This window comes from uncultured Clostridium sp. (assembly GCF_937920395.1).
In the GTDB taxonomy this organism is placed as follows: domain Bacteria; phylum Bacillota; class Clostridia; order Clostridiales; family Clostridiaceae; genus Clostridium_AD.
In genome coordinates, this window is record NZ_CALEVF010000040.1 from 20,446 (window position 1) to 46,474 (window position 26,029).

Here is a 26,029-nt window from a genome sequence, read left to right on the forward strand (position 1 = left end):
GAGGTAAAAGCTATGGATAAAAAAAGAGTTTACGTAACAAGAAGAATTCCAGATGAGGCTATTGAACTTTTAAAAAAGTATTTTGATGTAGAAATAAATCCTTTTGATAGAGGTTTGTTAAGAGAAGAACTTGTTGAGCAGGTAAAAGGTAAGGATGCTGTTTTATGTCTTTTAACTGATAATATAGATAAAGAGGTACTTGAGTCAGCAGGGGATAAATGCAAAATTTTTGCTAATTACGGTGTTGGTTATAGCAATATTGATATAGCTACGGCTACCAAACAGGGAATAATAATTACAAACACTCCCTGCGTATTAGATGACGCTACTGCAGATCTTGCGTGGACACTTCTCATGGTTGTGTCTAGAAGAATCGTAGCAGCGGATAAGTTCACAAGAAATGGTGCTTATGAGTCTTGTGATCCTATGATGTTTCTCGGACGTGAAATTACTGGCAAGACATTAGGCGTTGTAGGGGCAGGGAGAATTGGGTTTAACTTCGCAAAGAAAGCTAAGGCCTTTGATATGAAAATACTATATACTGATATAGTTAGAAATTATAAAATGGAAAAAGAACTTGGCGCTATTTATGTAGATAAAGAAGATTTGCTTTGCGAATCTGATTTTATATCATTACATGTACCACTTTTACCTTCCACCAATCATTATATAGGAGAGAAAGAATTTTCTATGATGAAAAATACTTCAGTTATTGTTAATACATGTAGTGGTCCAGTAATTGACGAAAAAGCATTGGTTAAAGCCCTTAAATATGGTGAAATATGGGGAGCGGGACTTGACGTGTTTGAACATGAACCCAATATTGAACCAGAACTTCTAGATATGTACAATGTTTCAATTGTTCCTCGTATTTCTTCAGCTACAATGGAAACAAGAACAAAGATGGGACTAGTTGCAGCTAAAAGTATTATCAAAGTCCTAAATGGTGAAATTCCTGATACTTGTGTTAATACGGATGTATTAAAATAGTTTTATTATTAAAGCATTTACATTTAAAGCAGGGAATGTAAGTGCTTTATTATTTGAGAATATTAATAATATTTAGTTCTTTTGAAGGTATATATTTCATAGAATATATTTATAGCAATATATTTTATGAAATATATACTTTTGTTATTTGTTAAGCTTAAATTGAGGCACTTTTTATTTACAATATAGATAAATTGAAGGAGGCTTTACAATGAACATTGATTTTCAAAGGGTATTACAGAAAGCAGAAGAGTACAAAGGTGACATATCAAGGTTTCTTCGCGATATGATTGCTATTCCAAGTGAGAGTTGTAATGAAGGACGTATTATAGCAAGAATTAGTGAAGAAATGAAAAAGGTTGGTTTTGATAAGATAGAAATAGATAAAATGGGTAACATAATAGGGTCGATAGGTCATGGAAGCCATATTATTGCTATGGATGCACATGTAGATACAGTAGGGCTTGGGGATAAAGATTTATGGCAGTACGATCCATATAAAGGGTATGAAGATATGGAAGTAATCATAGGACGTGGTGGGAGTGATCAAAAGGGCGGTATGGCATCTATGGTTTATGGAGCAAAGATTATTAAAGAATTGGACATGCATGGTGACTATACCTTATTAATTACAGGTACAGTCCAAGAAGAGGAGTGCGAAGGACTTTGCTGGCAATATATGATAAATGAAGATAAAATTGAACCTGAATTTGTTGTAATTACTGAACCTACTTCTTGCAATATATATAGAGGACATAGGGGACGTATGGAGATAAGAGTAGTTACTCATGGAACAAGTTGTAATGGCTCATCACAAGATAGAGGGGTTAATGCTATATATAAAATGGCTCCCATATTAAACGAATTAAAAGAGCTTAATGAGCTTTTGCCCTGCGATAATTTTTTAGGAAGAGGGACACTTGCTGTTTCTGAAATATTTTTCACTTCGCCTTCAAGATGTGCGGTGGCGGATAGTTGCACCATATCAATTAATAGAAGGTTAACAGGAAAAGAAAGTTATGATTATGCCTTAGATCAAATTAAAAATCTTTCTTCAATTAAAAATATGAAGGCTGAAGTTTCTATATATGATTATGAGAAAGCTTCTTATAAGGGAGTTATTTATCCTACAGCTGCTTATTTTCCAACTTGGCGCTTAGATGTTGATCACCCAGTTTGTGAAACTTTAGTAGAAGGTTATGAAGCTTTATTTAATGAGGAACCACTAGTTGATAAATGGACATTTTCTACAAATGGTGCTTCAATTATGGGTAGATATGATATACCATGTATTGGTTTTGGACCTGGTAATGAGGACGAGGCACATTCTCCAAATGAGCGAACTTTAAAGAGCGAGTTAGTCAAGGCAGCAGCTATGTATGCGGTAATTCCTAGTTTATATGTAAACAGAGTAGTTAAAACTAACAAATTATAACATTGTTATTCGGTATAAAAAAGAAGCAACCTGTGATAACACAGGCTGGGGGCATATATTACTTATTATTCAGCGATTAAGGATCTGATTAATCTTTTTTAATAATGCACCAAACTGAATAGGAATTCCCATTAACAGTAAATTCACCATTGCCATCTTCTGCGATTATAATCTCTCCAGAAACATTGCCAGTTATATCTACAAATGATTTACCTGATAAATTTTCTCCAACAAACATTTTTTTAGAACCACCATTATTTATATTAGAAATTAATGCAGCGAGTCCTTTTTCCCTTGTCCATCCTACAAGATGTGCATCATCGAAATAATCATGCTGCCATCCATATGCAAAATCTCGCCTAGCTCTTAATAAGTTATCTAGTTCATTTTTTAGTGGTGGTATAGAATTAGTTGGCATTCCGTAGTAATCTCCGAAGAATACACAAGGTATACCCTCTTTCCTTGTTAAAATAAAAGTATATGCTTGCAGTTTAAATGAATTATCTACCCAAGATTCAAGAGATTGTCCAGGTTGGGTATCATGATTATCCACAAAAGTTACTGAGTTCTCCGGATAACAACTTATTAATGTATTTGACATTAAGTTTCTTAAATCATAGTTTTCCTTTTGATTTGCAGCTGTTAAAAAATTATAGTGAAGTGGTACATCGAAAACATTAAATATATGGGAAGTATTTTCGATATACTTTTTCAAAGTGTTAATATCATTGTCCCAATATTCACCTACTGTAAAAAGCTCTTTCTTTGTAATATTTCTTATTTCATTAATCAGCTTTGTAAAAAATTCAAATCCTATATGTTTTAGTGCATCTAATCTAAATCCGTCAAGGTGTGCGATTTCAACATACCATAATGCCCATTTTAAAAGTTCATCGTAAACTGCAGGGGAACTAACATCTATATCTGAAAGCATAAGGAAATCATAGTTACCATTTTCATCATCTACCTCAGAATCCCAGGCTTTACCAAGGCCGGTGAATTCAAAAATAGCACTTTCTTTTTTGTTCTGGTCCCAATCTACACCATCAAAACATTCCCAATTCCACTTAAAGTCAGAATAACTATTACCTCTTCCAGCGAAGTTGAATTTAGTCCATGCCTTTATATCATATTCACCAGATATTTTATTATTTCGATCTTTTGGGTCAACTTTAACTGCTTTTACCCATTCACTTTCATCTGCTCCACCCTTCTGGTTAAGAACTATATCTGCTAATATTTTAATGCCGTTTTTATGAGCCTCATCTATTGCATTTATATATTCATCTTTTGTACCATGTTTAGTTCGCACGGTTCCCTTTTGGTCAAATTCACCAAGATCATATAAGTCGTAAACATCATAGCCTACATCATTATTACCTCCTGCACCTTTATAGGCCGGTGGAAGCCAAAGAGTGTCTATGCCAACATCGCTTAACGTTTTACTGTGGTCTTTTAAAAAGTTCCAGTGTCCGCCATCGGGTGGTAAATTCCATTCAAAAAATTGCATTATAGTTTTATTCATTTAAGTTAGCTCCTTTTATTTCTCTAATCGAGATTTATTGGTTTTTAATATTTCTACAGCTGAACTTTTCTAGTTTTTCAACAAATAATGTCGCAATCTTTGATAAGTTTTTCTCATGAACTAAGTAAGAAAAAAACCTATTGTATTTTGTCTCAGTAGCTATAATTTTAAGCTCATTATTAGTAGCAGCATCAGCAACTACTAAAGATGAGATGAAAGTCACACCTAAATTATTTTTAACAGCTTCTTTAATTGCATAATTACTTCCAAGTATAATAAAATTTTTTGGTGATATACCTTCTGTATTTAAAAAAATATTTAGATACTCACCAGTACCAGAACCTTCTTCTCTATGCATCCAAGTTTGATTTGACAAGTTGGGTTTAAGTCCAATATTTTTATCATAGGTAAAAGAATTTGGAGTTACAATAACCATTGTATCTTTATAGAAATTTTTAGAGGTATAGTTATGTGCAGGTACGCTGCCTTCAGTTAAAGCAATATCAATATCATAGTTTTTGAATTTTTCATAAATGTTATGGGTATTTTCAATAGCGACTTCTAGTTTTATGTTTGGAAACTCTTTAATAAATTCTCCTAGTATTGAGGGAAGTAAGAATTCACCTATAGTCATGCTTGCACCAATTTTTAAGGTTCCTGATGTGGAATTATGATAATTGTCAAGTTCATCTTTTGTGTCATCTATTAGAGAGATTATTTGTTTAGCTTTTTTGTATAAAATTTCTCCAGTTTGTGTAATTAATATATTTCTTTGTTTGTTTGATCTTTCAATCAATCTTGTATTAAATTTTTTCTCTAGAAGTTTAATGTGTAAACTAACACTTGGTTGAGATATGTTGATAGTATTTGCAGCTTTTGTGAAGCTTTTTTTGTCGACAACAGTAATAAAAGTTTTTAATTCCTCAATCAAAATTATCACCCTATCCATTATAAATACTAATAAGTATTATAGAAAACATGTATTATACTTATTGGTTAAAAACAAGTATACTATATTTAAAGGGATGTTGCAATATGAAAGGAATGATACAAATGAATAATTTAAATGAGATCCTTTTTTCCGAAATTGAAGAGTTTAGAGCACTTGGTAATAAGTTTTTAAGTGGCGAATTGAGTAAGATGGATTTTAAGGGAGCTTCCGGTGGTATGGGAGTATATGCCGAGCGTAGTGGAAAAACATTTATGGCAAGATTTAGAATGCCGGCAGGAATAGCGTCTATAAAGGATCTTAAATTAATTTATGATTTTGCAAATAGATATAAAGTAGAAAGTATACATATAACTACTCGTCAAGCAATGCAATTACATGGAATTACTATAGATGAAGTTTGTAATATTATGAAGGAAGGAATAAATAAAGAATTGTACATAAGGGGTTCAGGTGGCAATTATCCTAGAAATGTTTCTGCATCACCATTATCTGGTGTAGAAAAAAATGAAGTTTTCGATATATCACCGTATGCAACTGCGGTGGGGAAACATTTTTTAAATAAGATATATACATATAAGCTTCCTAGAAAATTCAAGGTTGCATTCTCAAGTAACGACAAGGATGAGTCACATGTAACGGCTACTGATTTGGGTTTTTTAGCTGTTATTGAAAATGAAATCCAATATTTTAAGGTATATTTAGGTGGTGGAATGGGAAATAACTCAAGGTTATCTGTTTCAAGTGGTCAATTGATAAAGCCTGAAGATATTTTATACCATGTTGAAGCATTAACTGAGCTTTTCATTAATGAAGGTGACTATGTAAACAAGGGAAAGGCCCGTATAAGATATATTAAAGAAAGAATGGGCGATGAAAAATTCATAAAGTGTTACAATAGCTATTTGGAGAAGGTTAAGGCTGAAGGTAATTTGAAAATTAAGGTAGAAACTAAGGTTTATGATAAGTCTGGCATTGAAACTTCTGTAAAAAACATAAGACTAATTTCACAAAAACAAATGGGTTTATATAGTGTGTATGTTCATCCAATGGGAGGACAATTAAAAACAGAGAATTTAAAACTAATAATAGATAAAATAGAAGATATGGACGATGTAGAAATAAGACTAACTATGTCAGAAGGATTATATATTAGAAATCTTAATGGGGAAGAAGCTCAAACATTACTTGATTTAACAGTGGGAATGGGAGGAAATACTTCACTTGAATATTCAACTTGTTGTATTGGAGTTCCAACATGTCAAATGGGAATATTAGAAAGTCAGAGCACTTTAAATGAGATTTTAAGTTATTTTAAAGAAAAAAACTTTACAAAAGATATACTTCCTCCTGTTCATATATCAGGATGTACTAATTCTTGCTCTGTACATGAAATAGGAACAATTGGGTTTCGTGGTAAAAAGAAAAATATTCAAAATGAACTTATAAATGTATTTGAATTACATTTTGGTGGGGAACTTGGAATAGGTAGAACAAAGCTTAGTAAAATCTATGGTGATATTAAACAAGTGGAAGTTCCAAATTTTTTATTTGAACTTGCAAGTGCTGTAGACAATTCAAGCAAAAACTTTGCTACTTGGATGAAACAAAATATAAATGAATTTAATAAAATTGTGAGTAAATATATAGTATAAAAAAATTCCATATGATGGGATGTAACTAAAATTATGCAAATAACTTAGATAAGTAATTAAGAGTAGGGTATGTGGGTGTTAACCATGTATTCTATTCTTTTTTTGAGTAATTAAATGTAAATCACATGTTTTAATAATAATTTATTTATATGCTATAGATAGGTTAATGAGAAAACGACTAATAAGCAACTTTAAATACATATATATTAAGCATTTATGACTATTTGAATTATAACATTAATTAGCCGACATTAAAGCTATGAATTTGGCTATATTTAGCTATAAATATGGAAATTATAGGTTGAAATCTTAGAATTAATAATATATAATAGAGCAATATTGTATTAATAAATTCGATTACAGAGGTGCATTATGTTTTCAAAAATAAGAGAAGTACTAATAGGTAAAACATTAAAAACAGAAGAATTAGAAGGGGAAAAATTAAACGTATTGTGGGGATTACCTATATTATCAAGTGATGCTGTTTCTTCCGTTGCATATGCAGGTGAGGAAATTTTAATTGTGTTAATTGGAGTTATGGGCTCTATGGCATATAAATATATGTTTTATGCTGCAGTGTGTATTGTTTTGCTACTGCTCATACTTGTTTTTTCATACATGCAGACTATTGATAGCTACCCATCTGGTGGAGGATCATACATAGTTGCAAAAGATAATCTAGGAGTAACCCCAGGGCTTACAGCGGGAGCAGCGCTTACTATAGGGTATGTACTTACAGTTGCTGTTAGTATAAGTGCCGGAACTGCTGCGATAACATCAGCAATGCCATTTTTGTATAAGTACAAAGTATCTATAGCACTATTAATGTTATTAATTATAACAATAGGAAATTTAAGAGGAACGAAGGAATCATCTAAACTTTTTGGAGTTCCAACATACATATTCATAGGTTCTTGTGTAGTGCTTATTGTTACTGGTTTTGTTAGACATTATATTTTTGGATATTCGCCACAAGCTTTATTTTCAATGCCAAAGCAAGTAGGTGACATTACTTTATTCCTATTTCTTCGCGCATTTGCTTCAGGATGTAGTGGTTTAACAGGAGTTGAAGCTGTAAGTAATGGTATACCTAATTTTCAAGAACCATCACAAAAAAATGCGAAAATTGTTCTGGTTTTACTAGGAGGGTTAGTATTTTTTATTTTTATAGGAATATCTTTTCTAGCAACAATTTATAATGCAGTACCTGTTAGTAATATGACTGTGCTTGCTCAAATTACTCAACAAGTTTTTGGGAAAAATATTATGTTTTACTTTATTCAAGTAATCACTGCAGTTATTTTAATAATGGCTGCAAACACATCTTATGCAGGTCTGCCATTATTACTTTCATTAATGGGGAATGATGGGTATGCTCCAAGGCAATTTTCTCAAAGAGGAAAAAGATTAAGTTTTTCAAATGGAATAATAGTACTAGCTGTAGCTTCCGCTATATTAATTATTGTATTTCAAGGCGATACTCATGCACTTTTACCATTATATGCAATCGGTGTATTTATATCTTTTACACTTTCCCAGGTAGGAATGTTTTTAAAATGGAAAAGGGATAAAACAGTTGGTTGGAAATTTAAGGCGGCTGTAAATGGATTTGGTGCTATTGTAACTTTTATTACTGTAATACTTATAGGTATTACAAAGTTTATGGATGGAGCTTGGATAGTTTGTATTATATTGCCTTTGCTTGTCTATTTTATGTTAAAAATTAAGAATCATTATACCCATGTAGTAGAGCAAATAAGATTAACAAATGATCTAAGACCCAAAGTGGGGGCAATAACAAACAATGATCAACATGTAATAATTCTTTTAGGCACATTAAATAAATCATTCCTAAAGGCATTAAACTGTGCTAGATGTTTATCACAAAATGTGGTTGCTTTTCATGTATCAACTGATCCAGAAATCACTCAAAAACTAAAAAGAAAATGGAAAGAGTATAATCCGGGAATCCCATTAATAATAGAGCATTCCTCATATAGGGACGTAATGGAACCATTAATGAATTTTATACAATCTGAAGAACGTTCTTCAAAACATGGAGAAACTGTGACAGTAGTGTTAACACAATTTGTTATAACTAGATGGTGGCATAATTTACTTCATAACCAAACAGGGTATTTTATAAAAAGTCAATTATATAAAAATAGAAATGTGGCAGTTCTTACTGTGCCATATATAATAAAAGAGTAGAAACTAAAAAATCATTAGCCTAGGCTAATGATTTTTTAGTTCTTTTTAAGTGCATAAAATCCAAAAATTATACAGGAGTAAAAAGTAATTAATCTCCATAATAATATGCCGGCCATTATATTGCTAGCGGCAAAAAACATGCTAAAGCATATATAGAAAGCACCTTCGGCTCCACCCATGGCTCCGGGTGATGGTATAACAGCTGTTATCATCATTATGAATGCAGTTCCAGCTATCATACTACCAATGCTAGCACCGTGCATTCCAAAACTAAGATAAATAAAATAGGGGATAATAAAATATATTGTTAGCTGCAGCGTTGTATAAATAGTAGCTGTAAAAATTAATCTTTTACTATGTTTCGCTATTTGCATATTATCATGAAATTGATCTAAATTTTCATTAATATCTTTTTCTAATTTTGATATATTTTTTACAAGTTTGAATTTTCGTAATATTTTAGATAAGATCATTATAAATTTATGTGTTAATTTACGATATTTTGAAAAAACAATTAAACATACAATTACACTAGCATGAACTAAAAATCCTACTGCTATTAAATAAAATAAATTGCTGGTTTTTCGCCTAAAAAAATCTAATTTCCAAAATATAAGAACTAGTGAGTATATAGTTAATATAGCTTGATACATAATAAATTTAATCATGAGTGCTGAACCAGCTTTGCCAGCACCTACTCCTTGTTTTGTAAGTGCATATAACTGCATTGGCTGACCGCCAGAGGCAAAGGGAGTGATTGAATTAAAATATTGTCCAATAAGAGTGACTTTAAAAGCTTCTTTAAATTTATAGTCCTTTTTCATTAAAAATACAGTTAACTGCAAGATTTTAGCTTCAAAAACCCAATATAAAAACATGGAGAAAACAGCTGCAATTAACCATTGAATATGCAAGTGATTCATTTGATGAATTAAATCCATCCAACCATGTGTAAATACAATTAATAGTATAAAAATACCTACAGAGGCTATTCCCAATATCAAATTAAATTTATATTTTTTCATTAATTTACCTACCCTTTATTAATAATACTTTTATAAAAAAACTTAAATACAGCTACATTATCTAAATTTACTAGAGAACTTTATAGAAGGTTAACATGACATTCTCAGGTAATCTTGTAGCATAACATACAAAAATAGTGTTCATCATCCACTTATATTTTTCACTGTAAGTTTCAAAGATGGGAATTGTACGGAAATAGTAAACACTAGGATCAACAAATTTACCAGCTTTTACATCTTCTATATATTTAGATGGCACTGTACGAAGACCATTGTTTTCAATGTAAATGGTAGCCCCATCATCTAACTCAATAGCATATCTAGCTGAAAGCTCACATTTCCCATCTGGCCTAATAACTTGACTGTCAATTCCTCCTGGAAGTACTTTTCCTTTAAACCCAATACCAGTTACATCACCAGATAAAATAGGAATTAATTGACGTCTTCCAACTATTTCATCTTGTCCAACTAGAATAGGTTTATCAACTACAATTAGAATGCTAAATACTTCAACGTAACCTATTTCTTTAATATCAACAGTTTCCATTAGTTTCACTCCTTATAATTTTTCATTTGTTAAATTTTCTAGATAATATTTCCCTTTAAGTACAATTATGTCTTAAATATTATATCACGAAAAATTAAAACACATTCTTAAATATATCATATATTATTATTTGAATATTAATATGTGTCATGAGTTTGTAAATAAAAAGAGGAGAGTGATTATATTAAAAACACCCTCCTAAAATCATTATTTTATTTATAATTTAATGTATAGCTTTCTTTTTATAACTCTTTCCAGTTGTTTCAACACTACCTATAGTTATGAATGCATCATCATCAAAACCATTAACAATAGATTTTAGTTTAGAAATTTCTAGTCGAGATACAACTACATAAATTACATTTTTATATTCTCCTTCTTTTCCGCCTTTGCCGTAAAGGTAAGTCATACCACGACCAAGTCTTGCCATTATTGCCTCAGAGATTTCTTCATGTTTATCTGAAATAATCACTACAGCTTTTGATTCATCAGTACCTTCAATGATAATGTCAATAACTTTGATTACTATAAAATATGTTATTAAAGAATACATGGCTCTATCCCAACCAAAAATCAAGCCTGCTGAAAGTAATATAAAGAAATTGAAGAACATAATTATCTCTCCAACTGAAAATTTAATTCTTTTGTCAAGTATTATTGCTACAATCTCTGTGCCATCAGTTGATCCACCACTTCTCATTATGAGTCCTATGCCTAGTCCAACTAGTATTCCACCAAAAACTGCTGCAAGTAGTATATCATGCGTTATTCCGGGAATTGGTTTAAGGATTGATACACCTATAGAATAGCATATTACAGAAAAGATAGTTGATATGGTAAATGTTTTTCCAATTTGTTTATATCCGATTATGAAAAATGGTATATTTAGTATAAAAGTAAGTAGTCCAAGTGGTACGTTGATAAAGTGATTTGCCATAATTGATATTCCAACAACGCCTCCATCAATTATGTTGTTAGGTATTAAAAATATTTCTAAGCCGATTGAATATAGTGTTGCGCCAAGCATTATAATAATTACTTTACTACAGCTAGCGTAAAATTTTCTGAAGCGTTTAGTCATCGAATAACCTCTCTTTTTAAATACGTACCTTAATTATAACGTATTTTTACATTTCATTCAAGTTGATTTGAGCAATAGACTATATTTTCTGAAAATTACGATAAAAAGAATATCATATATTCTATCTTAGCGGTTATACTGCATAGACTTAGATATGGTAACATTTTGAGAAAATGGAGGGCTTTATTGATGTTTACTAATTTTAATGTGCTTATTCACATAAGTAATATAGGATTCTTTACTGCATGGATTGGAACAATGATGGGAATACTACTTTGTTTTATTACTAAAGATAATGGTAGAAGATTTAAAGGTACTGTTTTGGGGTTTCTTGGAGGCCTTATGCTTGCTATAATTTGCTTCGATTTAATTCCAGAAGCATTTGAAAATGGTAATGTGTATATAGCAACAATTGGTATATTTATTGGACTTATTACTGCATTATTAATTGATAGTGGTGTTAGTTATCTTAATTTTGAAAATTCAGATGGTAAAAAACAGAGATATTTAAAAGTAGCTCTTTTTATGGCGATAGGTTCAGGAATACATAATATACCCGCTGGAATTGCATTAGGTTCACTTTTAAATATTTCCTATACGAGGGGTTTCCAGTTAGCAATTGCTCTGCTTCTCCATGGAATACCTGAAGGACTTACCTTAGGAATGTATCTTAAAGAAGGAGGTGCTAAAATATATACCGTAATACTATTTTCAGTATTTACTTCTATACCGATGGGCATAGGTGCTTTAATGGGAGGAATTTTAAATAGTGTATCACCTATAATTATTTCAATTAGCCTATCATTTGCTGCTGGTTTAATATTATATACTGTTTGCAAAGAGATAATACCTGAATCCATTGGACTCTGGAGGGGTAGATTATCTGCAAGTGGCACAGTTCTTGGAATAATATTAGGTAAAATCTTTGTTACAATAATGCACTAAGTGTTTTATCCTAAAAATCAAAACATAATATAAAAAAATATAAAAACCGACAATCTTCACAATAAACACATAAGTGGTTGATCTAATTGATTTGTGTTTTATAAATTATAAACAAATGAGGAAATGTAAAAATGAAGACAGTCCTGAGAAACCTTGCAGTTGTAATAACCTTGCTTTTAACTTCAAATGTAACGGTACTAGCAGTCCCAGTAAATGAGAAGTTACAACAGCAGAAAGATTCACTAACTAGAATCCAAACCGAGAGAGAACAAGTTGAAATGAAGATAGAAGAATTTGAGTTTTGGAGATTTTATATCAAAAGTAGATAACATAAAAACAGTCGTAGAGTTTGATAAAAAACTAATGGCTAAATTTGAAGCATCACAAAAGGAATTAAATAAAAAACAAAAAAGTTTGAATAAGACAAAAGAGAAATATTATTAGTTTAATATTGTGTGTGTGATGCCACCTCCGTATAGAGGGGGCATTGTTTTTTTTGTATTAAAAAGAGCTATAATTTTATATGGTGGATGTTTTAAAGAAGAGGTTGACATATTGTTTTTTTAGTATTAGCATGTAGATATACACCCCCACCTAGGGGGTAGGGTATGGAAGAGGATAAATAATGAATAATGAGCAAAATGAAGCTATGAAAATTTTAAAAATATCAAGAGGACAAATTGAAGCAACTATCAAAATGATAGAAGATGAGAGGTATTGTGTAGATGTGTCAAATCAGATTATTGCTGCACAATCACTCCTAAAGAAAGCTAATTTGTTGATTTTAAAGCAGCATATGAATCACTGTGTTATGGAAGCCTTTGAGCATGACAAAGGTAGTGAGAAGATAGATGAAATTATAGGTCTTTTATCAAAAATAATTGGTAAATAGAATATATGCAATAAGGAGGGTATTATATGGTGACTAAGTCATTGAAAATAGAAGGTATGACCTGCGGGGCATGTGCAAAAGCAATTGAAAGAGTAACTAAAAAATTACCAGGCGTTTCTGAGTCAAGTGTGAATAGTGCAATAGAGAAATTAAAGATAGTTTATGATGATTCCTTAATTAAACTATCTGATATACAAAATGTTGTTGATAAGGCTGGATATAAATTATTAGCCCAAACAACTAACAAAACATTAAAACTTGAGGGAATGAGTTGTGCATCTTGTGCAAAAAACATAGAAAGAATAACAAGAAAACTCAATGGAGTTATAGAATCAAATGTTAACTATGCTACCGAAAAGCTAACGATTTCTTTTGAGCCATCTTTAGTTAAAACTTCGGATATAAAGAGGGCCATAGCAAAAGGTGGATATAAGGCTCTTGAGGAAGAAAGTAATATAGATCTTGATAAGGAGAAAAAAGAAAAGGAAATAAAGGCATTATGGAATAGGTTTTTAATATCTGCTATATTTGGAGTGCCGTTATTACTAGTTGCAATGGTACCAATGATTGCTATGGAAATGAATATGATGATGCCGAGTTTTATTGATCCTATGATGCATCTTAAAGCCTATGCTGCTCTACAATTAATACTCGTTATTCCAATAATGATAACAGGTAGAAGATATTTTATAGTGGGATTCAAGTCGTTAGCAAGGCTAAGTCCTAATATGGATTCGTTAATATCCATGGGAGCATCAGCTGCATTTTTATATAGTATATTTGCAGTTTATGAAATATTCATTGGTAATACTGGTTATGAGATGTATTTTGAATCAGCAGGTATAATATTAACGCTTATAACCTTAGGAAAGTATTTAGAGTCAGTTACGAAAGGAAAAACTTCCGAGGCAATTAAAAAGCTTATGGGACTTCAGCCCAAAACTGCAATTATAATTCGTGAAGAGAAAGAAATTGAAATTTCAATTGATGAAGTAGAAGTTGGAGATATAGTTGTTGTAAAACCAGGAGGAAAAATGCCAGTGGATGGTGAAGTTATTTCCGGAATTACATCTGTAGATGAGTCAATGCTCACTGGTGAGAGTATGCCGGTTGAGAAAAGCATTGGACATAAAATAATTGGAGCAAGCATAAATAAAAATGGTTCTATTAAGTTTAAGGCAACTAAGGTTGGTAAAGATACAGCTCTTGCACAAATTATTACATTAGTTGAAAATGCTCAGGGATCAAAAGCCCCAATAGCTAAGATGGCAGACATTATATCTGGTTATTTTGTCCCAGTGGTTATAGGTCTTGCACTAGTAGCATCATTAGCTTGGCTAATATCTGGACAAACAGTAGTATTTTCATTAACAATATTCATTTCAGTACTAGTAATTGCTTGTCCATGCGCACTTGGCCTTGCAACTCCAACAGCTATAATGGTTGGAACAGGAAAAGGTGCAGAATATGGCGTGCTTATAAAAAGCGGTACGGCTCTTGAGACAACACATAAGATTCAAACTATTGTATTTGATAAAACTGGTACTTTAACTGAGGGAAAACCAAAGGTAACAGATATAGTTTCTGTAGATGGTGTTGATGAGGACTATTTATTAGCAATAGCGGCTACTGCAGAAAAGGGGTCAGAACATCCGCTTGGTGAAGCCATAGTAAAAGAAGCAGAGGATAGAAAACTAGATTTTAAAAATACAGAAAAGTTTAACGCAGTTCCTGGTAGAGGAATAGATGTAACTATCGATGGTAAAAAAATACTACTTGGAAACAAAAAACTTATGGATGAAAGCAAGGTATCTTTATTAGATTTAGAGAAAATATCGGATAAACTTGCAGGAGAAGGAAAGACACCTATGTTTATTGCTATTGAAGGTAAGCTAAGTGGCATAATTGCAGTAGCTGACACAGTAAAAGAAAATAGTAAAAAAGCTATAGAAAGACTTCATAGTATGGGAATACAGGTTGCGATGATAACAGGTGATAATAAAAGGACAGCAGAAGCTATTGCAACCCAGGTTGGAATTGATACAATCCTTGCAGAAGTATTACCAGAAGATAAGGCAAATGAAGTTAAAAAACTACAAGCAGAAGGTAAAAAGGTTGCTATGGTTGGTGATGGAATAAATGATGCTCCAGCACTTGCACAAGCGGACATCGGTATAGCAATTGGATCTGGAACTGATGTTGCAATGGAGTCTGCAGATATAGTACTAATGAGAAGTGATTTAATGGATGTACCTACAGCCATTGAGCTAAGTAAGAAAACTATAACAAATATTAAACAAAATTTATTTTGGGCTTTTGGATATAATATTTTAGGAATACCAGTTGCAATGGGAGTGTTACATTTGTTTGGTGGCCCACTTTTAAATCCAATTATCGCTGCCCTTGCAATGAGTTTTAGTTCAGTTTCAGTATTATCAAATGCATTACGCTTAAAAGGCTTTAAGCCATTAAGATAAAGGTTCTCTAAATATGAGAAATTAAATTTAGAAAGGAGAAATAATAATGAAAAAGAAAATATTAGTCGAAGGTATGAGTTGTGGACATTGCGTAAAGCATGTTAGTGAGGCGTTAAAGGAAATTGGAGCAAAAGAAGTAGAGGTAAATCTTGAAAGTAAGCTTGCAACTGCTGAAATTGGTGACAGTATTAGTGATGATGCTATAAAGGCAGCCATTGAAGATGCAGGATATGATGTTATTAAAATAGAAAAAGCATAGATTAAATAATAAAGTTTAAGCTATAAAAGGTTCAAGCATTACATAAAATGTAATGTTTGAACCTTTTATTAAATGACTTGAAAGTATTTAGTGATTTGCTAAGCTTTTTTTCTCCAAAGGCTATCTATGTTTAAAGTTAATATTGCATTTAATTTATCATAGTTGGGGGCAATTGATGAAAATACATCGTGTATATTTATGGACACTTGTTTCATTTTAAAATCTCCTTACATCAAGGGGAATATTACGAAAATTGTTAAGTCCCAAATTGCATGGGATATAATTACTGGAAGTAAGCTTTTTTCTTTTTTATAAAGCCAACCCCAGAATATTCCACATACTAATGCTGCTATTACAAGCATCACATTGCCTGTAATTATGTGAACACCAGCATATAATAAAACTGAGATTACATATCCTTTGGTCTCACCCATTTTTTTCGATAGGGTATTTTGTATAAAACCTCTCCAATATAATTCTTCTCCTGGACCAATTATAAATAAAAGCAGTAAGCCTATCCAAATTAAGTTTCCATTATACCTATTACTGTAAACGAATAATACCTGGGAATCTTTAAAAGGAAATATGAAACCTGATATAATATTTCTTAAATAAAATATTATATAAAGTACTATAGCCGAGAAAATTCCAATTAGTTTATGCCTTATAGTTGGTTCCCTTATATTTTAGCATCAGAGGTTTTCCTTTATAAGAATACCCGCCTAGGGCGCCTATAAGTCCTAATATTAATAAAAATATACCTTTTTCATAGGACAAAAATAATCCTATTAGACTTCCAAGTATTAAACAAAGCATTCCACTTTGAAGAATCTGTTTGGAAGATAATAAATTATCCAGGATAACACCGCTTGAACCATAAGAATATTTTGTATCAACTTTATTTTCATAATCATCATGATCGCTTAGTAAATTAATAGCAGTATGTAATAACAAAATAGCAATAATAGAGAGTATAAAGTACCCAAATTGAAAATTATTTTGTTTAATTGCGAGGATTGCGCCTATAGTAACTGGAATCACAGAACCTGTGAAAGAGAAGGGTCTTATAGCTCTTAACCATATTTTCTTAGAAATTTTGGCACGGGTTTGTTATTACCTACAAATTTCTGAACAATATCATTTAGAAGTCCGAAAGGACAAACAATGCACCAGAATCTACCTAAAAATAGTAGAAGGATAGGAAGTGGCGGCCACCATAATACCAAAGTTCCAGCAGTACCAAAGTTATCATGAGCATCGGTAGGTCCTGCCATTAGTATGTGGCCTCCATTTCTAAGATTTAATAGATTTTTTCTTATTTATAGCAGCTATTACTAAAATTAGTACAACAACTCCTGAAAATATGCCAATTATAAGAAAGTTAGGGGTTTGTACATTAATATTAAAATCAATAGTTTTTTCCTGTCCTTGTACATTGATAGTAGATTCGACAATCCATTTACCTGTGCTTTTTAAATTTACCATGCCGGTATATTTGTCTTTTATGGAACTGCTTTTTAAAGATATTATGGTCATATCGCTTGCACTCATACCACTCATGCCAGGCATAGCAGCCATATCATTCGAACCACTGGTGTTGGTCATGCTGCTTGTACCATTAGGATCATCCTTATATGCAGTAACTTTTAAATTAGCATTGGGTAAAGGCTTACCATTTTTATCAAGAATGGTAATTGTAAAATCATTATTACCTAGTTTCAATTTTTTAGTTGGGAAGTTTAAGGTGGCTTTTATGCCATCAACCGTTTTATTTATTTGAGTACCAGTTGTAGATGCAAATGCAGATGTTGAAACTGATAAAACTAATATTAATGTAAATACAAAGTTTTCTAATGATTTTAATTTCATGTCAATTGAGCTCCTTTAATTTATATTTAGTATTTTAGTTTAGATAAATCAACATTTTTATTACGATGAACTTATTTTTTCTGAGAAAAATTAAGAATATAATTCACAAGATTTATTAAACTTGTTTTATAGGCCGAGTCTTTAAATGTCTTAAGGGCTGATATTGCTTTATCTCCATAGAATTTAGCATCTTTCGTGGTAATATTTAGATTAGTATAAATATCTTTATCCATACAGTCATCCATTATCTGGTATGCCATTCCTAAATTTAGTCCATAAGTTTCGATACTATTAACGTGCTGTTTTGTTGCTCCGGCTAGTGCAGCTGCAATTTTGCAGCTAATAGACATAAATGATGCTGTTTTACCTTTATTAATATTCAGATAAATTTCACGAGTTGGCAAGAGTAGAAAATGCTAAAGAATAAACGACATCACCAGCAAGGATTGCTATTTTATTACCATGAACTTTATTTAGAGTTTTTTGACCACGCCTAGTCAAGTCGTTATCAAGGACATCATCATGTATTAAACTAGCGCTATGCATGAGTTCAAGGCCGGTAGCAAACTTAATTAGGTGATTATTAGTATTTTGAGGTAGATTGTTATCTATAAGACCTGCCGAGAGCAAAGTTAGGATAGGTCGAAGCCTTTTTCCAGGAATTTTAAAAAAATAACCTATAATTTCTTTTAGATAATTTATACTAAGATTTTTATAGAGTTTTTTTAGTTCTTCTTCAACAAGAAGTAGATCATTACTTATTGGGTTATAAATATCATCAAACTGCAAATCTTTCATCACCTTCCTATATTTAAGAATACATTAATGCGTTATTTTGAAGTATTATTTATCTTTTAAAATATTTTGTGAGCACAATATGTAGTATACAAAAATGGTATGAAGATATTATGTAGAAAATATATTAAATCATCTCCTTCGGAGCTGCAATATTAACGATTTCAGAAGGAGATTGTGCCTCCCACTTATATAAGTGGAGGGCTTTCCTTCTGAAATGTCGTTAAACTTATTTTTTATAAAGCAAAAAGAGAAGCATTGAGCTCCTCTTTTAATTTACTTATATATATAAATCAAGCTACAGTGATACTTACATCTCATTTGTTATTGCTATAATAATCACAAAATTTTATTGAAATATAAAATAAACATGCTACCTTTTCCTTCTACGCTTTTTACTTCTATATCTGCATTATGGAGGGTCAATATGTTACGTACAATGGTAAGTCCTATTCCGGAACCCTCTACAACGTGTCTACTTTTGTCTCCTCTATACAGTCTTTCAAATATATAAGGTAAGTCATCCTTTTTAATGCCAATGCCTGTATCTTGAATTTCTAATATTACTTTTTTATCAGATTCTTTTAGAGTAATATTAATTTCTCCTTGCTCTTGGGTAAATTTAACTGCATTTGATAGTAAATTAATAATTACTTGTTTTATTTTGTCTGTGTCACCTAAAATATAAAATTGATTATTGACACTACATTTTAATGCCATTTTGATATTTTTATTTTCTGATATTATTTCAAACTCCTTCTGGACTAAAGTAAGGATGTCTTTTAATGATATTTTTTCCACGTTTAAAACTGTTTCTTCTCCTTCAATCTGTTTTAAGGTATTTAAATTGTCTATAAGCTTCCCAAATCTAATAACTTCATCATTAAGATAAATCAATCTTTTGTTGTCTATTGGGAAAATACCGTCAATCATAGCTTCAAAATTGTTTTGGAGAATATTAAGCGGAGTTCTTATTTCATGAGATATATCCGATATTAACCTTTTTCTAAGAGTATCTTGATGTTTAAGATTCTCTCCAAGAGAATTTATGCTGTTTCTTAAATTTTCAAGTTCTAAAATGGTACTTCTATCATATGAGCGTGCATTATAATTTCCATTTGAGAGATCAACTGAAATTTCCGAAACTTGTCTAAGAGGATTAGAAAATTGCTTTGAAATAATCAAACTAATTAATATTGTTATTAAAAGAGAAAGTACAATACTTAAGATAATACTCTTGTTTATCGATGTTTTAAAATTTACATCATCACTGGTTAATAATACTGGACCATTTTGTCCTATGTCTACATAACCTACAATTTTATTTTTATATTTTATTTGGAGAGTTCTTAAAGTATACACTCCGCTACTTTTATGAGGCATACTATTATTAGTGTTGTTAATTATGTCATTTGCATTCATTCCCCAAACAACTTTTTTATTTATATCCTTAAGAGTGAGGCAGTAATTACTCATATAGGCTTCATGCGTAATTTCTATTCCAGAAGTTTTTGACCACTTAGCATTTTTTTTATATATTGTTTCTAAATATGTTACTATTCCAGTGTCCCTCTTAGTTTGTATTTCAACTAAATACTTGTTAAAAGTTTTTGATATTGCTATATTTACGAAAAGTGTAGCTAAGAAGAGTGCTAATATGGATGTACATACTAATATAATACTTAATCTTTTTCTTATGCTTTGCATAATTAATCACCACCAAATTTATAACCAATTCTAGTTACTGTTATTATGTATTTAGGATTTCTGCTATCCACTTCTATTTTTTTACGTATGTTTTTAATATGCACATCTATTGTTCTATCAAAACCTTGAAAATCAATTCCCATAATTCTTTCAATGAGATGCTCTCTTGTAAATACTTTGCCACCGTTAGATGAAAGAATTTGTAATATATCGAATTCATTTGGAGTAAGTGATATTTCTTCTCCTCGCACATAAACTATCCTTTTGTCATAATTAATCTTTAAATCTCCATTATTGTAAATCATTGTTTCGGACTTATTTATATTAATTCTTCTAAATAAAGCGTTAACTCTTGCAGTTAATTCTCTTGGGCTAAATGGCTTAACCAAGTATTCATCAGCTCCAAGGTTTAATCCTTCTATTCTATCCTCTAAGGTGCTTTTGGCAGTGAGCATAAATATGTGTACCTCGGAAATTTTTCTTATAATGCTGCAGACCTCTTCACCAGATATGTCTGGTAACATCAGGTCTAATATAACTAAATTAAATTTGATATTTTCAAAAAGTTCTATTGCGGCTAAACCTTTTGTAGTGGTATATACAATATAGCCTTCTTTTTCAAGATATGCTTTTAGTATTTCAGAGATCTTTTCCTCGTCTTCAATAATCAATATATTATTCAAGTTTATACACTCCTCGTATAATGTAATTGTAATTGTTCATAATATTTAGTGTTATTATTAACTTATTTATAATACATTACACTATGTAAGTCAATACAATATCTTCTATTCAAACTAGAATTTAAGTAAAAAATTGATGGTTTTAACGTAAATTAAGTACAATAAAATCAAATTTTTATAAACTATATTTTATAATTAAATGGGTAAACTAAATAATGCACACTATTTATATAGTGTAATTTTATATTTGAAGGGAGAATATTTATGAGTGAAAAAGATTTAGAAAAGTCAGAAAAAGATAGAAATACTATTGAAATTACAATCCCTTTTAATGGTGCTATTTCAAGCACTAATGTGGGGTCAAATTCTTCAGATGATGATGGTTCCGGGAAAAAACAAAAGAGTGATCAATCGGATGATAATAATCCCAAAGAAGGACAGATGAGTAGTAAAGTCGATTCAGTCGATTTTTCTAATGAGGATGGTTCACAAAAGGAAAAAAAGAATAATAAACCAGATGAAAGTAATATTTCTGTTGATGCTACTTCAAAAAACGGACAAATGATAATTAATATATCAGAAAAGTAATGTTAAGAATGAGAGTTTAATAAGAGTAATCATAATTTATATTACATGTGAAAATGCATATGAGAAATCATATGTATTTTTTACATACTATTGATTTTACAAATGTAATAGTAATAAAAATGAGAATATATGAAATACGCATAAACATGGCTAAGACTAAGAAGATAGTGTATATTAGTAGTATATGGAATCTATTTGCTAATTATATTATCGTAAAAGGATGGTGCTATTTTGAAGGATTTTAGAATTCTTTTAGTGGAAGATGAAAGACTAATGTCAACATTTATTGAAATGGAATTAAGTCATGAAGGATATAAAGTTGATGTTGCTTATGATGGACGTGAAGGTTTAAATATAGCTGAGGAAAATGAGTATAATTTAATACTTTTAGATGTTATGTTACCTGGACTTAATGGAATTGAGGTTTGCAGAAGAATAAGGCAGTTATCTCTTGTACCTGTAATTATGCTTACTGCGAAAAGTGATATATCAGATAAGGTTGTAGGACTGGATGCAGGTGCAAATGATTATCTTACAAAACCATTTGAAATAGAAGAACTATTAGCAAGAATTAGGGTATATCAAAGAGGAACATCTATTGGGAATAAGAATGATGAAATTAAAGTAAAAGACATAGTTATGAATAATAAAGCTCATAATGTTAAGAGAGGCGGCAAAGAAATTGAACTTACAAAAAAAGAGTTTGATCTTTTAGAAATACTTTTAATAAATAAAAATGTTGTGCTTACAAGAGCACAATTAATTGAAAAAGTATGGGGTTATGACTATATAGGCGATACTAATGTGGTAGATGTATTTATAAGATATTTGAGATGTAAAATTGATGATGGCTTTGAGGACAAAATTATAACCACTGTAAGAGGGGTAGGATATGTTATTAAAGGTGAATAATTATGAATTTTAAGATTATTGGTTCTAAAATTATGAATTTAAAAATAATTAAAAGTGCAAAAATATCTTTGAAATTAACGGTGATTTATGCTGTAATGTTCTCATTAATATTACTTATTTTAAATGCTTCTATTCTATATGGTATAAAATACTATTTGTACGGCCAAGCAAATAAACAAATAGAAGACGTCAAAACAATAGTGTTAAGTAATATCACGTCTCGAAATGAACATGTAGATTTGTCAGATAAGGAACTTGTTTCAGATGTGACCTCAGAGCAAAATATATCAATAAGAATACTAGATCAATCTGGGAAAGTACTAAATAAATCAAACGAGTTTAATTATAAGATTATAAGCAAAGAACCTTTTGATAAAATAATAAAAATTAAAGAAGATGATAAACATTTAGTATATAAAATTTTAAAAATGAAAAGCTCAAAATATGGAGTAATTTATATTCAAATAGTTAAGTGGATGGGTAATGAATATGATTTTATGCAAATTCTATTTATTTTAATGGCAATTGCAGATTTTATAGGGATGATTGCTTCGATTATATTAGGATATGCTATGAGCAAAAAGATGTTAGAACCTATTGATCGAATAACTAAAGCTGCTGATAATATTAGTATTAATAATTTATTGGGAAGAATTGAAGTTACAGGTCCTGATGATGAACTTAAAAGGCTAGGTAACACTTTTAATAAAATGATAGATAGACTTCAAGAATCATTTGACAGGCAAATTCAGTTTGTATCAGATGCATCACATGAACTTAGAACTCCTATTGCAGTTATTCAGGGGTATGCAAACTTAATAGATAGATGGGGAAAGGACGATAGACAGGCTTTAGAAAAATCTATTCGTGCTATAAAACTAGAAACTAGTAATATGACAAATTTAGTTGAAAAACTATTATTTATTGCTAAAGGTAATAGTGGAAATCAAAGGATTAAAAAAGAGAATTTTTTACTGAATTACCTTATTTGCGAAGTGATTAGTGAAACTAAACTTATAGATAATAGTCATATAATAAGTAGTGACCAAAATGATTCAATTAGTATATTTGCAGATTATAAAATGATAAAGCAGATGATTAGGATATTAATTGATAATAGTATTAAATTTACACCAGAAAAGGGTACAATAGATATAAGTTCAAGGGTTGATGGTAGTGCGGTAAAAATTACAGTTAGCGATAGTGGCATGGGAATACCAAAAGATGAGATCCAAAATGTATTTGAAAGGTTTTATACTGTTGATAAATCTAGATCAAAGGAAAAAGGTGGTACTGGTCTTGGACTATCTATCGCTAAGTTGATTGTTGATGTACATAACGGAACTATAGACGTAGAAAGTACAGAAGGTTTTGGGACAAAGATAACGGTTATATTAAACACATAGGTTTCAGAATTCATTGTTATCTATGCGTTTGTTTCTAAAAGATGATAATTATTAAGCTGAATCTAAGATACTTTTAATGTAATTTTAATCTTATAAATATATTATATAAGGTATGGGGGACAATTACACAATCTCCTAATAATTAAAGGGGGAATGATGAAAATGATGTCCTTATTACAGAGATTTGATGATTCTATATTATTATTTGTCAAATATAACATGCATGGAATTATTATGGATAAAATTATGGTTATATCAACTTACTTAGGTAATAATGGTATAATATGGATTATAATAGCGCTGGTACTTATATGTAATCATAAATATAGAAAAGTAGGATTTATGGCTTTAGCAGCATTAATTCTAAGTGGAATTTTGGGTGATGAGATTCTGAAAAATGTATTTAGACGTGCAAGACCGTTAGATACTATATCAACAATGAATATATTAATACCAAGACCATTATCATATTCATTTCCATCAGGGCATACTATGTCTTCATTTGCAGTTGCAGGGGTACTAGGGAAATGTTTCAAAAAATATGCTATTGAATTTATAAGTTTAGCATCTCTGATAGCTTTTTCTAGGGTGTATTTATACGTACATTATCCTACAGATGTTTTAGCAGGGGCTATTTTAGGGCTTATGTGTAGTGCAATAGTAATTTATTTATTCAATAAATTAGATCATAAATCCAAGGCTAGTATATAAGAATTTTGCAAAGAATACAATTTTTAAAATAGGTGGTGATGTTTTGAATTCTGCAATAGTACTAATTAATAATTATGGATATATAATTTTGTTCAGTGCTTTAGTGCTTGAATTAATCGCATTCCCTCTTCCAGGTGAATTAATGATGACATATTGTGGTTTTCTCGTTTATCAATCTAAAATGAATTGGGGTATAAGTATTCTAGTAGCTACAGGTGGTGTAATGCTTGGTATTACAATTTCTTACTTTGTGGGCGATAAATTAGGCGCAAAATTTTTTGAAAAATATGGCTCATATGTCCACCTTGGACCCGCTAAAATTGAAAAAACATCCAAGTGGTTTAATACATCCGGTAATAAATTATTAATTCTAGCATATTTCATTCCTGGGGTTAGGCATATTACAGGGTATTTCTCAGGAATAACTAAAATATCATATAGAAGATTTGCGATAAACGCTTATTTTGGAGCATTTTTGTGGACTACTACCTTTATTTCATTAGGTAAGATTCTTGGACCGAATTGGGATAAATTCCATGGAGACATATCAAAATATTTGATTATTGGTAGTATAATAATATCTATAATATTAACGATTATATATGCTTATAGAAATCATAGGATACAGATAATCGAGAATACATATAAGCTTTTAAATAAAACTATAATTATATTTCATTCTATGGGAAAAATGAAAGTTGCTATAGTGGCTGTAGCAACTGCTTTTTTAGGGTTTTCAGTTCTCGTAATTGGAGTAATACAGGATTATTTATCACATGAATTTAACCAATTCGACATTGTTGTATCATATTTAGTGCAAGCAATTTTTAATTATAAATGGTCATTTTTGATAAGTATGTTTAAATTAACAACATCAATGAGGGTATTAGTACCGCTTACTATTTTCATGCTTGTATGGATTATAAGAAGGAATGTGGATCGAATACTTGAAATCCAGTCCCTATTTATTGTGATTTTAGGTGGAGAAATACTACAATATGGTTTGAGGCATATTTTTAGGCGAATAGGACCTTCTTTAATAAGCCTAATGGGTAATAAACAATATACTTTTCCAAGTTATGAGGCTTTAATGGCAATTGTTTTTTATGGATTTTTTGTATACCTAATAGTTCGTCATGCAAAGAAACTTTGGGCTAAAACTGTGGTCTTAATTATAACTTTATTTATTTGTATAATATCAGGTTTAAATCCAATATTTTTTGGAACACAGTATCCAAGTGATGTTTATGCGGGGTATGTTTTTGGTGGAGTCTGGCTTACTATAAATATCATTTTATTAGAAGTGTACCGAATACTACCTACAATAAAATTAAAAACGAGTGATTCCCTAAAGTAAATATAATACT

At 30.7% G+C, this 26,029-nt stretch carries 27 protein-coding genes and 1 pseudogene; 14 read left to right on the forward strand and 14 right to left on the reverse strand.

The genetic code is table 11. The features are described 5' to 3' along the window. Positions 1-12 precede the first annotated feature (12 nt). Both Q0649_RS04465 and Q0649_RS04470 read left to right on the forward strand, forming a co-directional pair. Positions 13-990, forward strand: coding sequence for a D-glycerate dehydrogenase (locus Q0649_RS04465; protein WP_298837972.1), 978 nt, complete (start codon positions 13-15; stop codon positions 988-990). A 211-nt stretch (positions 991-1,201) separates the two neighbouring features. Continuing rightward, the gene (locus Q0649_RS04470) at positions 1,202-2,425 is read left to right on the forward strand and encodes a YgeY family selenium metabolism-linked hydrolase (RefSeq protein ID WP_298837975.1); all 1,224 of its coding nucleotides are present in this window, start codon (positions 1,202-1,204) and stop codon (positions 2,423-2,425) included. A gap of 88 nt (positions 2,426-2,513) precedes the next feature. On the opposite strand, the gene Q0649_RS04475 is transcribed toward Q0649_RS04470, so the two are convergent. Beyond that, the gene (locus tag Q0649_RS04475; RefSeq protein ID WP_298837978.1) at positions 2,514-3,950 is read right to left on the reverse strand and encodes an alpha-amylase; all 1,437 of its coding nucleotides are present in this window, start codon (positions 3,948-3,950) and stop codon (positions 2,514-2,516) included. A gap of 34 nt (positions 3,951-3,984) precedes the next feature. Then, a complete protein-coding gene (locus Q0649_RS04480; RefSeq protein WP_298837980.1) occupies positions 3,985-4,881 on the reverse strand; it encodes a LysR substrate-binding domain-containing protein in 897 nt (298 codons plus the stop codon). Positions 4,882-5,003: 122 nt separating this feature from the next. Between Q0649_RS04480 and Q0649_RS04485 the strand changes: the two genes are divergently transcribed. Together Q0649_RS04485 and Q0649_RS04490 are read left to right on the forward strand one after the other, a co-directional pair. Beyond that, positions 5,004-6,554, forward strand: coding sequence for a nitrite/sulfite reductase (locus tag Q0649_RS04485; RefSeq protein ID WP_298838096.1), 1,551 nt, complete (start codon positions 5,004-5,006; stop codon positions 6,552-6,554). A gap of 372 nt (positions 6,555-6,926) precedes the next feature. Beyond that, a complete protein-coding gene (locus Q0649_RS04490; RefSeq protein ID WP_298837984.1) occupies positions 6,927-8,765 on the forward strand; it encodes an APC family permease in 1,839 nt (612 codons plus the stop codon). A 35-nt stretch (positions 8,766-8,800) separates the two neighbouring features. On the opposite strand, the gene Q0649_RS04495 is transcribed toward Q0649_RS04490, so the two are convergent. From Q0649_RS04495 to Q0649_RS04505, 3 genes are all read right to left on the reverse strand, one after another. Beyond that, positions 8,801-9,790 carry a lysylphosphatidylglycerol synthase transmembrane domain-containing protein gene (locus tag Q0649_RS04495; protein ID WP_298837986.1) on the reverse strand — a complete coding sequence of 330 codons (990 nt, stop codon included), beginning with the start codon at positions 9,788-9,790 and terminating at the stop codon, positions 8,801-8,803. 70 nt (positions 9,791-9,860) lie between these two features. After that, entirely contained in the window at positions 9,861-10,337 is a 477-nt protein-coding gene (locus tag Q0649_RS04500; protein WP_298837988.1) for a DUF3237 domain-containing protein, read from the reverse strand. A gap of 223 nt (positions 10,338-10,560) precedes the next feature. Next, positions 10,561-11,418, reverse strand: coding sequence for a YitT family protein (locus Q0649_RS04505; protein WP_298837991.1), 858 nt, complete (start codon positions 11,416-11,418; stop codon positions 10,561-10,563). Positions 11,419-11,607: 189 nt separating this feature from the next. Here Q0649_RS04505 and Q0649_RS04510 point away from each other — a divergent pair, with 189 nt between their 5' ends. The 5 genes from Q0649_RS04510 (at position 11,608) to Q0649_RS04530 (ending at position 15,991) form a co-directional block, all read left to right on the forward strand. After that, a complete protein-coding gene (locus tag Q0649_RS04510) occupies positions 11,608-12,363 on the forward strand; it encodes a ZIP family metal transporter (protein ID WP_298837993.1) in 756 nt (251 codons plus the stop codon). A gap of 131 nt (positions 12,364-12,494) precedes the next feature. Beyond that, entirely contained in the window at positions 12,495-12,692 is a 198-nt protein-coding gene (locus tag Q0649_RS04515; protein WP_298837996.1) for a hypothetical protein, read from the forward strand. A 296-nt stretch (positions 12,693-12,988) separates the two neighbouring features. Then, a complete protein-coding gene (locus tag Q0649_RS04520) occupies positions 12,989-13,255 on the forward strand; it encodes a metal-sensing transcriptional repressor (protein ID WP_298837999.1) in 267 nt (88 codons plus the stop codon). Positions 13,256-13,281: 26 nt separating this feature from the next. After that, the gene (locus Q0649_RS04525; RefSeq protein ID WP_298838002.1) at positions 13,282-15,732 is read left to right on the forward strand and encodes a heavy metal translocating P-type ATPase; all 2,451 of its coding nucleotides are present in this window, start codon (positions 13,282-13,284) and stop codon (positions 15,730-15,732) included. Positions 15,733-15,778: 46 nt separating this feature from the next. Continuing rightward, a complete protein-coding gene (locus tag Q0649_RS04530; RefSeq protein WP_298838004.1) occupies positions 15,779-15,991 on the forward strand; it encodes a heavy-metal-associated domain-containing protein in 213 nt (70 codons plus the stop codon). 98 nt (positions 15,992-16,089) lie between these two features. Here the strand turns inward: Q0649_RS04530 and Q0649_RS04535 are convergent, their stop codons facing one another. The 9 genes and pseudogenes from Q0649_RS04535 to Q0649_RS04570 all read right to left on the reverse strand — a co-directional run bounded on the left by Q0649_RS04535 (position 16,090) and on the right by Q0649_RS04570 (position 21,045). Then, positions 16,090-16,206: a class I SAM-dependent methyltransferase gene (locus Q0649_RS04535; protein ID WP_298838007.1), complete on the reverse strand. Its 117-nt coding sequence runs from the start codon at positions 16,204-16,206 to the stop codon at positions 16,090-16,092. Between the two features lie 12 nt (positions 16,207-16,218). Beyond that, positions 16,219-16,674: a lysostaphin resistance A-like protein gene (locus Q0649_RS23020; protein ID WP_367179347.1), complete on the reverse strand. Its 456-nt coding sequence runs from the start codon at positions 16,672-16,674 to the stop codon at positions 16,219-16,221. Further along, a complete protein-coding gene (locus Q0649_RS04545; protein ID WP_298838010.1) occupies positions 16,649-17,032 on the reverse strand; it encodes a hypothetical protein in 384 nt (127 codons plus the stop codon). The genes Q0649_RS23020 and Q0649_RS04545 overlap by 26 nt, the downstream gene beginning before the upstream one ends. Before the next feature lie 35 nt (positions 17,033-17,067). Then, positions 17,068-17,268: pseudogene (locus tag Q0649_RS04550) on the reverse strand (4Fe-4S binding protein); the annotation flags it as partial. A 16-nt stretch (positions 17,269-17,284) separates the two neighbouring features. Continuing rightward, the gene (locus Q0649_RS04555) at positions 17,285-17,860 is read right to left on the reverse strand and encodes a FixH family protein (RefSeq protein WP_298838012.1); all 576 of its coding nucleotides are present in this window, start codon (positions 17,858-17,860) and stop codon (positions 17,285-17,287) included. Positions 17,861-17,931: 71 nt separating this feature from the next. Next, positions 17,932-18,210 (reverse strand): polyprenyl synthetase family protein, encoded by a 279-nt coding sequence (locus tag Q0649_RS23025; protein ID WP_367179344.1) that lies wholly within the window; start codon positions 18,208-18,210, stop codon positions 17,932-17,934. A 40-nt stretch (positions 18,211-18,250) separates the two neighbouring features. Continuing rightward, the gene (locus Q0649_RS23030; protein ID WP_367179345.1) at positions 18,251-18,658 is read right to left on the reverse strand and encodes a polyprenyl synthetase family protein; all 408 of its coding nucleotides are present in this window, start codon (positions 18,656-18,658) and stop codon (positions 18,251-18,253) included. Between the two features lie 336 nt (positions 18,659-18,994). Then, positions 18,995-20,362, reverse strand: coding sequence for a cell wall metabolism sensor histidine kinase WalK (locus Q0649_RS04565; RefSeq protein WP_298838015.1), 1,368 nt, complete (start codon positions 20,360-20,362; stop codon positions 18,995-18,997). 2 nt (positions 20,363-20,364) lie between these two features. Next, positions 20,365-21,045 (reverse strand): response regulator transcription factor, encoded by a 681-nt coding sequence (locus Q0649_RS04570; protein WP_298838017.1) that lies wholly within the window; start codon positions 21,043-21,045, stop codon positions 20,365-20,367. Between the two features lie 264 nt (positions 21,046-21,309). Here Q0649_RS04570 and Q0649_RS04575 point away from each other — a divergent pair, with 264 nt between their 5' ends. The 5 genes from Q0649_RS04575 to Q0649_RS04595 all read left to right on the forward strand — a co-directional run bounded on the left by Q0649_RS04575 (position 21,310) and on the right by Q0649_RS04595 (position 26,019). Next, the gene (locus Q0649_RS04575; protein ID WP_298838020.1) at positions 21,310-21,633 is read left to right on the forward strand and encodes a hypothetical protein; all 324 of its coding nucleotides are present in this window, start codon (positions 21,310-21,312) and stop codon (positions 21,631-21,633) included. A gap of 231 nt (positions 21,634-21,864) precedes the next feature. Further along, positions 21,865-22,545 carry a response regulator transcription factor gene (locus Q0649_RS04580; RefSeq protein WP_298838024.1) on the forward strand — a complete coding sequence of 227 codons (681 nt, stop codon included), beginning with the start codon at positions 21,865-21,867 and terminating at the stop codon, positions 22,543-22,545. A gap of 2 nt (positions 22,546-22,547) precedes the next feature. Then, entirely contained in the window at positions 22,548-23,951 is a 1,404-nt protein-coding gene (locus Q0649_RS04585; RefSeq protein WP_298838027.1) for an ATP-binding protein, read from the forward strand. A 162-nt stretch (positions 23,952-24,113) separates the two neighbouring features. Next, on the forward strand, positions 24,114-24,662 hold the full coding sequence (locus Q0649_RS04590; protein ID WP_367179346.1) for a phosphatase PAP2 family protein: 549 nt from the start codon (positions 24,114-24,116) through the stop codon (positions 24,660-24,662). A 43-nt stretch (positions 24,663-24,705) separates the two neighbouring features. Further along, complete coding sequence (locus tag Q0649_RS04595) at positions 24,706-26,019, forward strand: VTT domain-containing protein (RefSeq protein WP_298838029.1); 1,314 nt, start codon at positions 24,706-24,708, stop codon at positions 26,017-26,019. Positions 26,020-26,029: the final 10 nt, after the last annotated feature.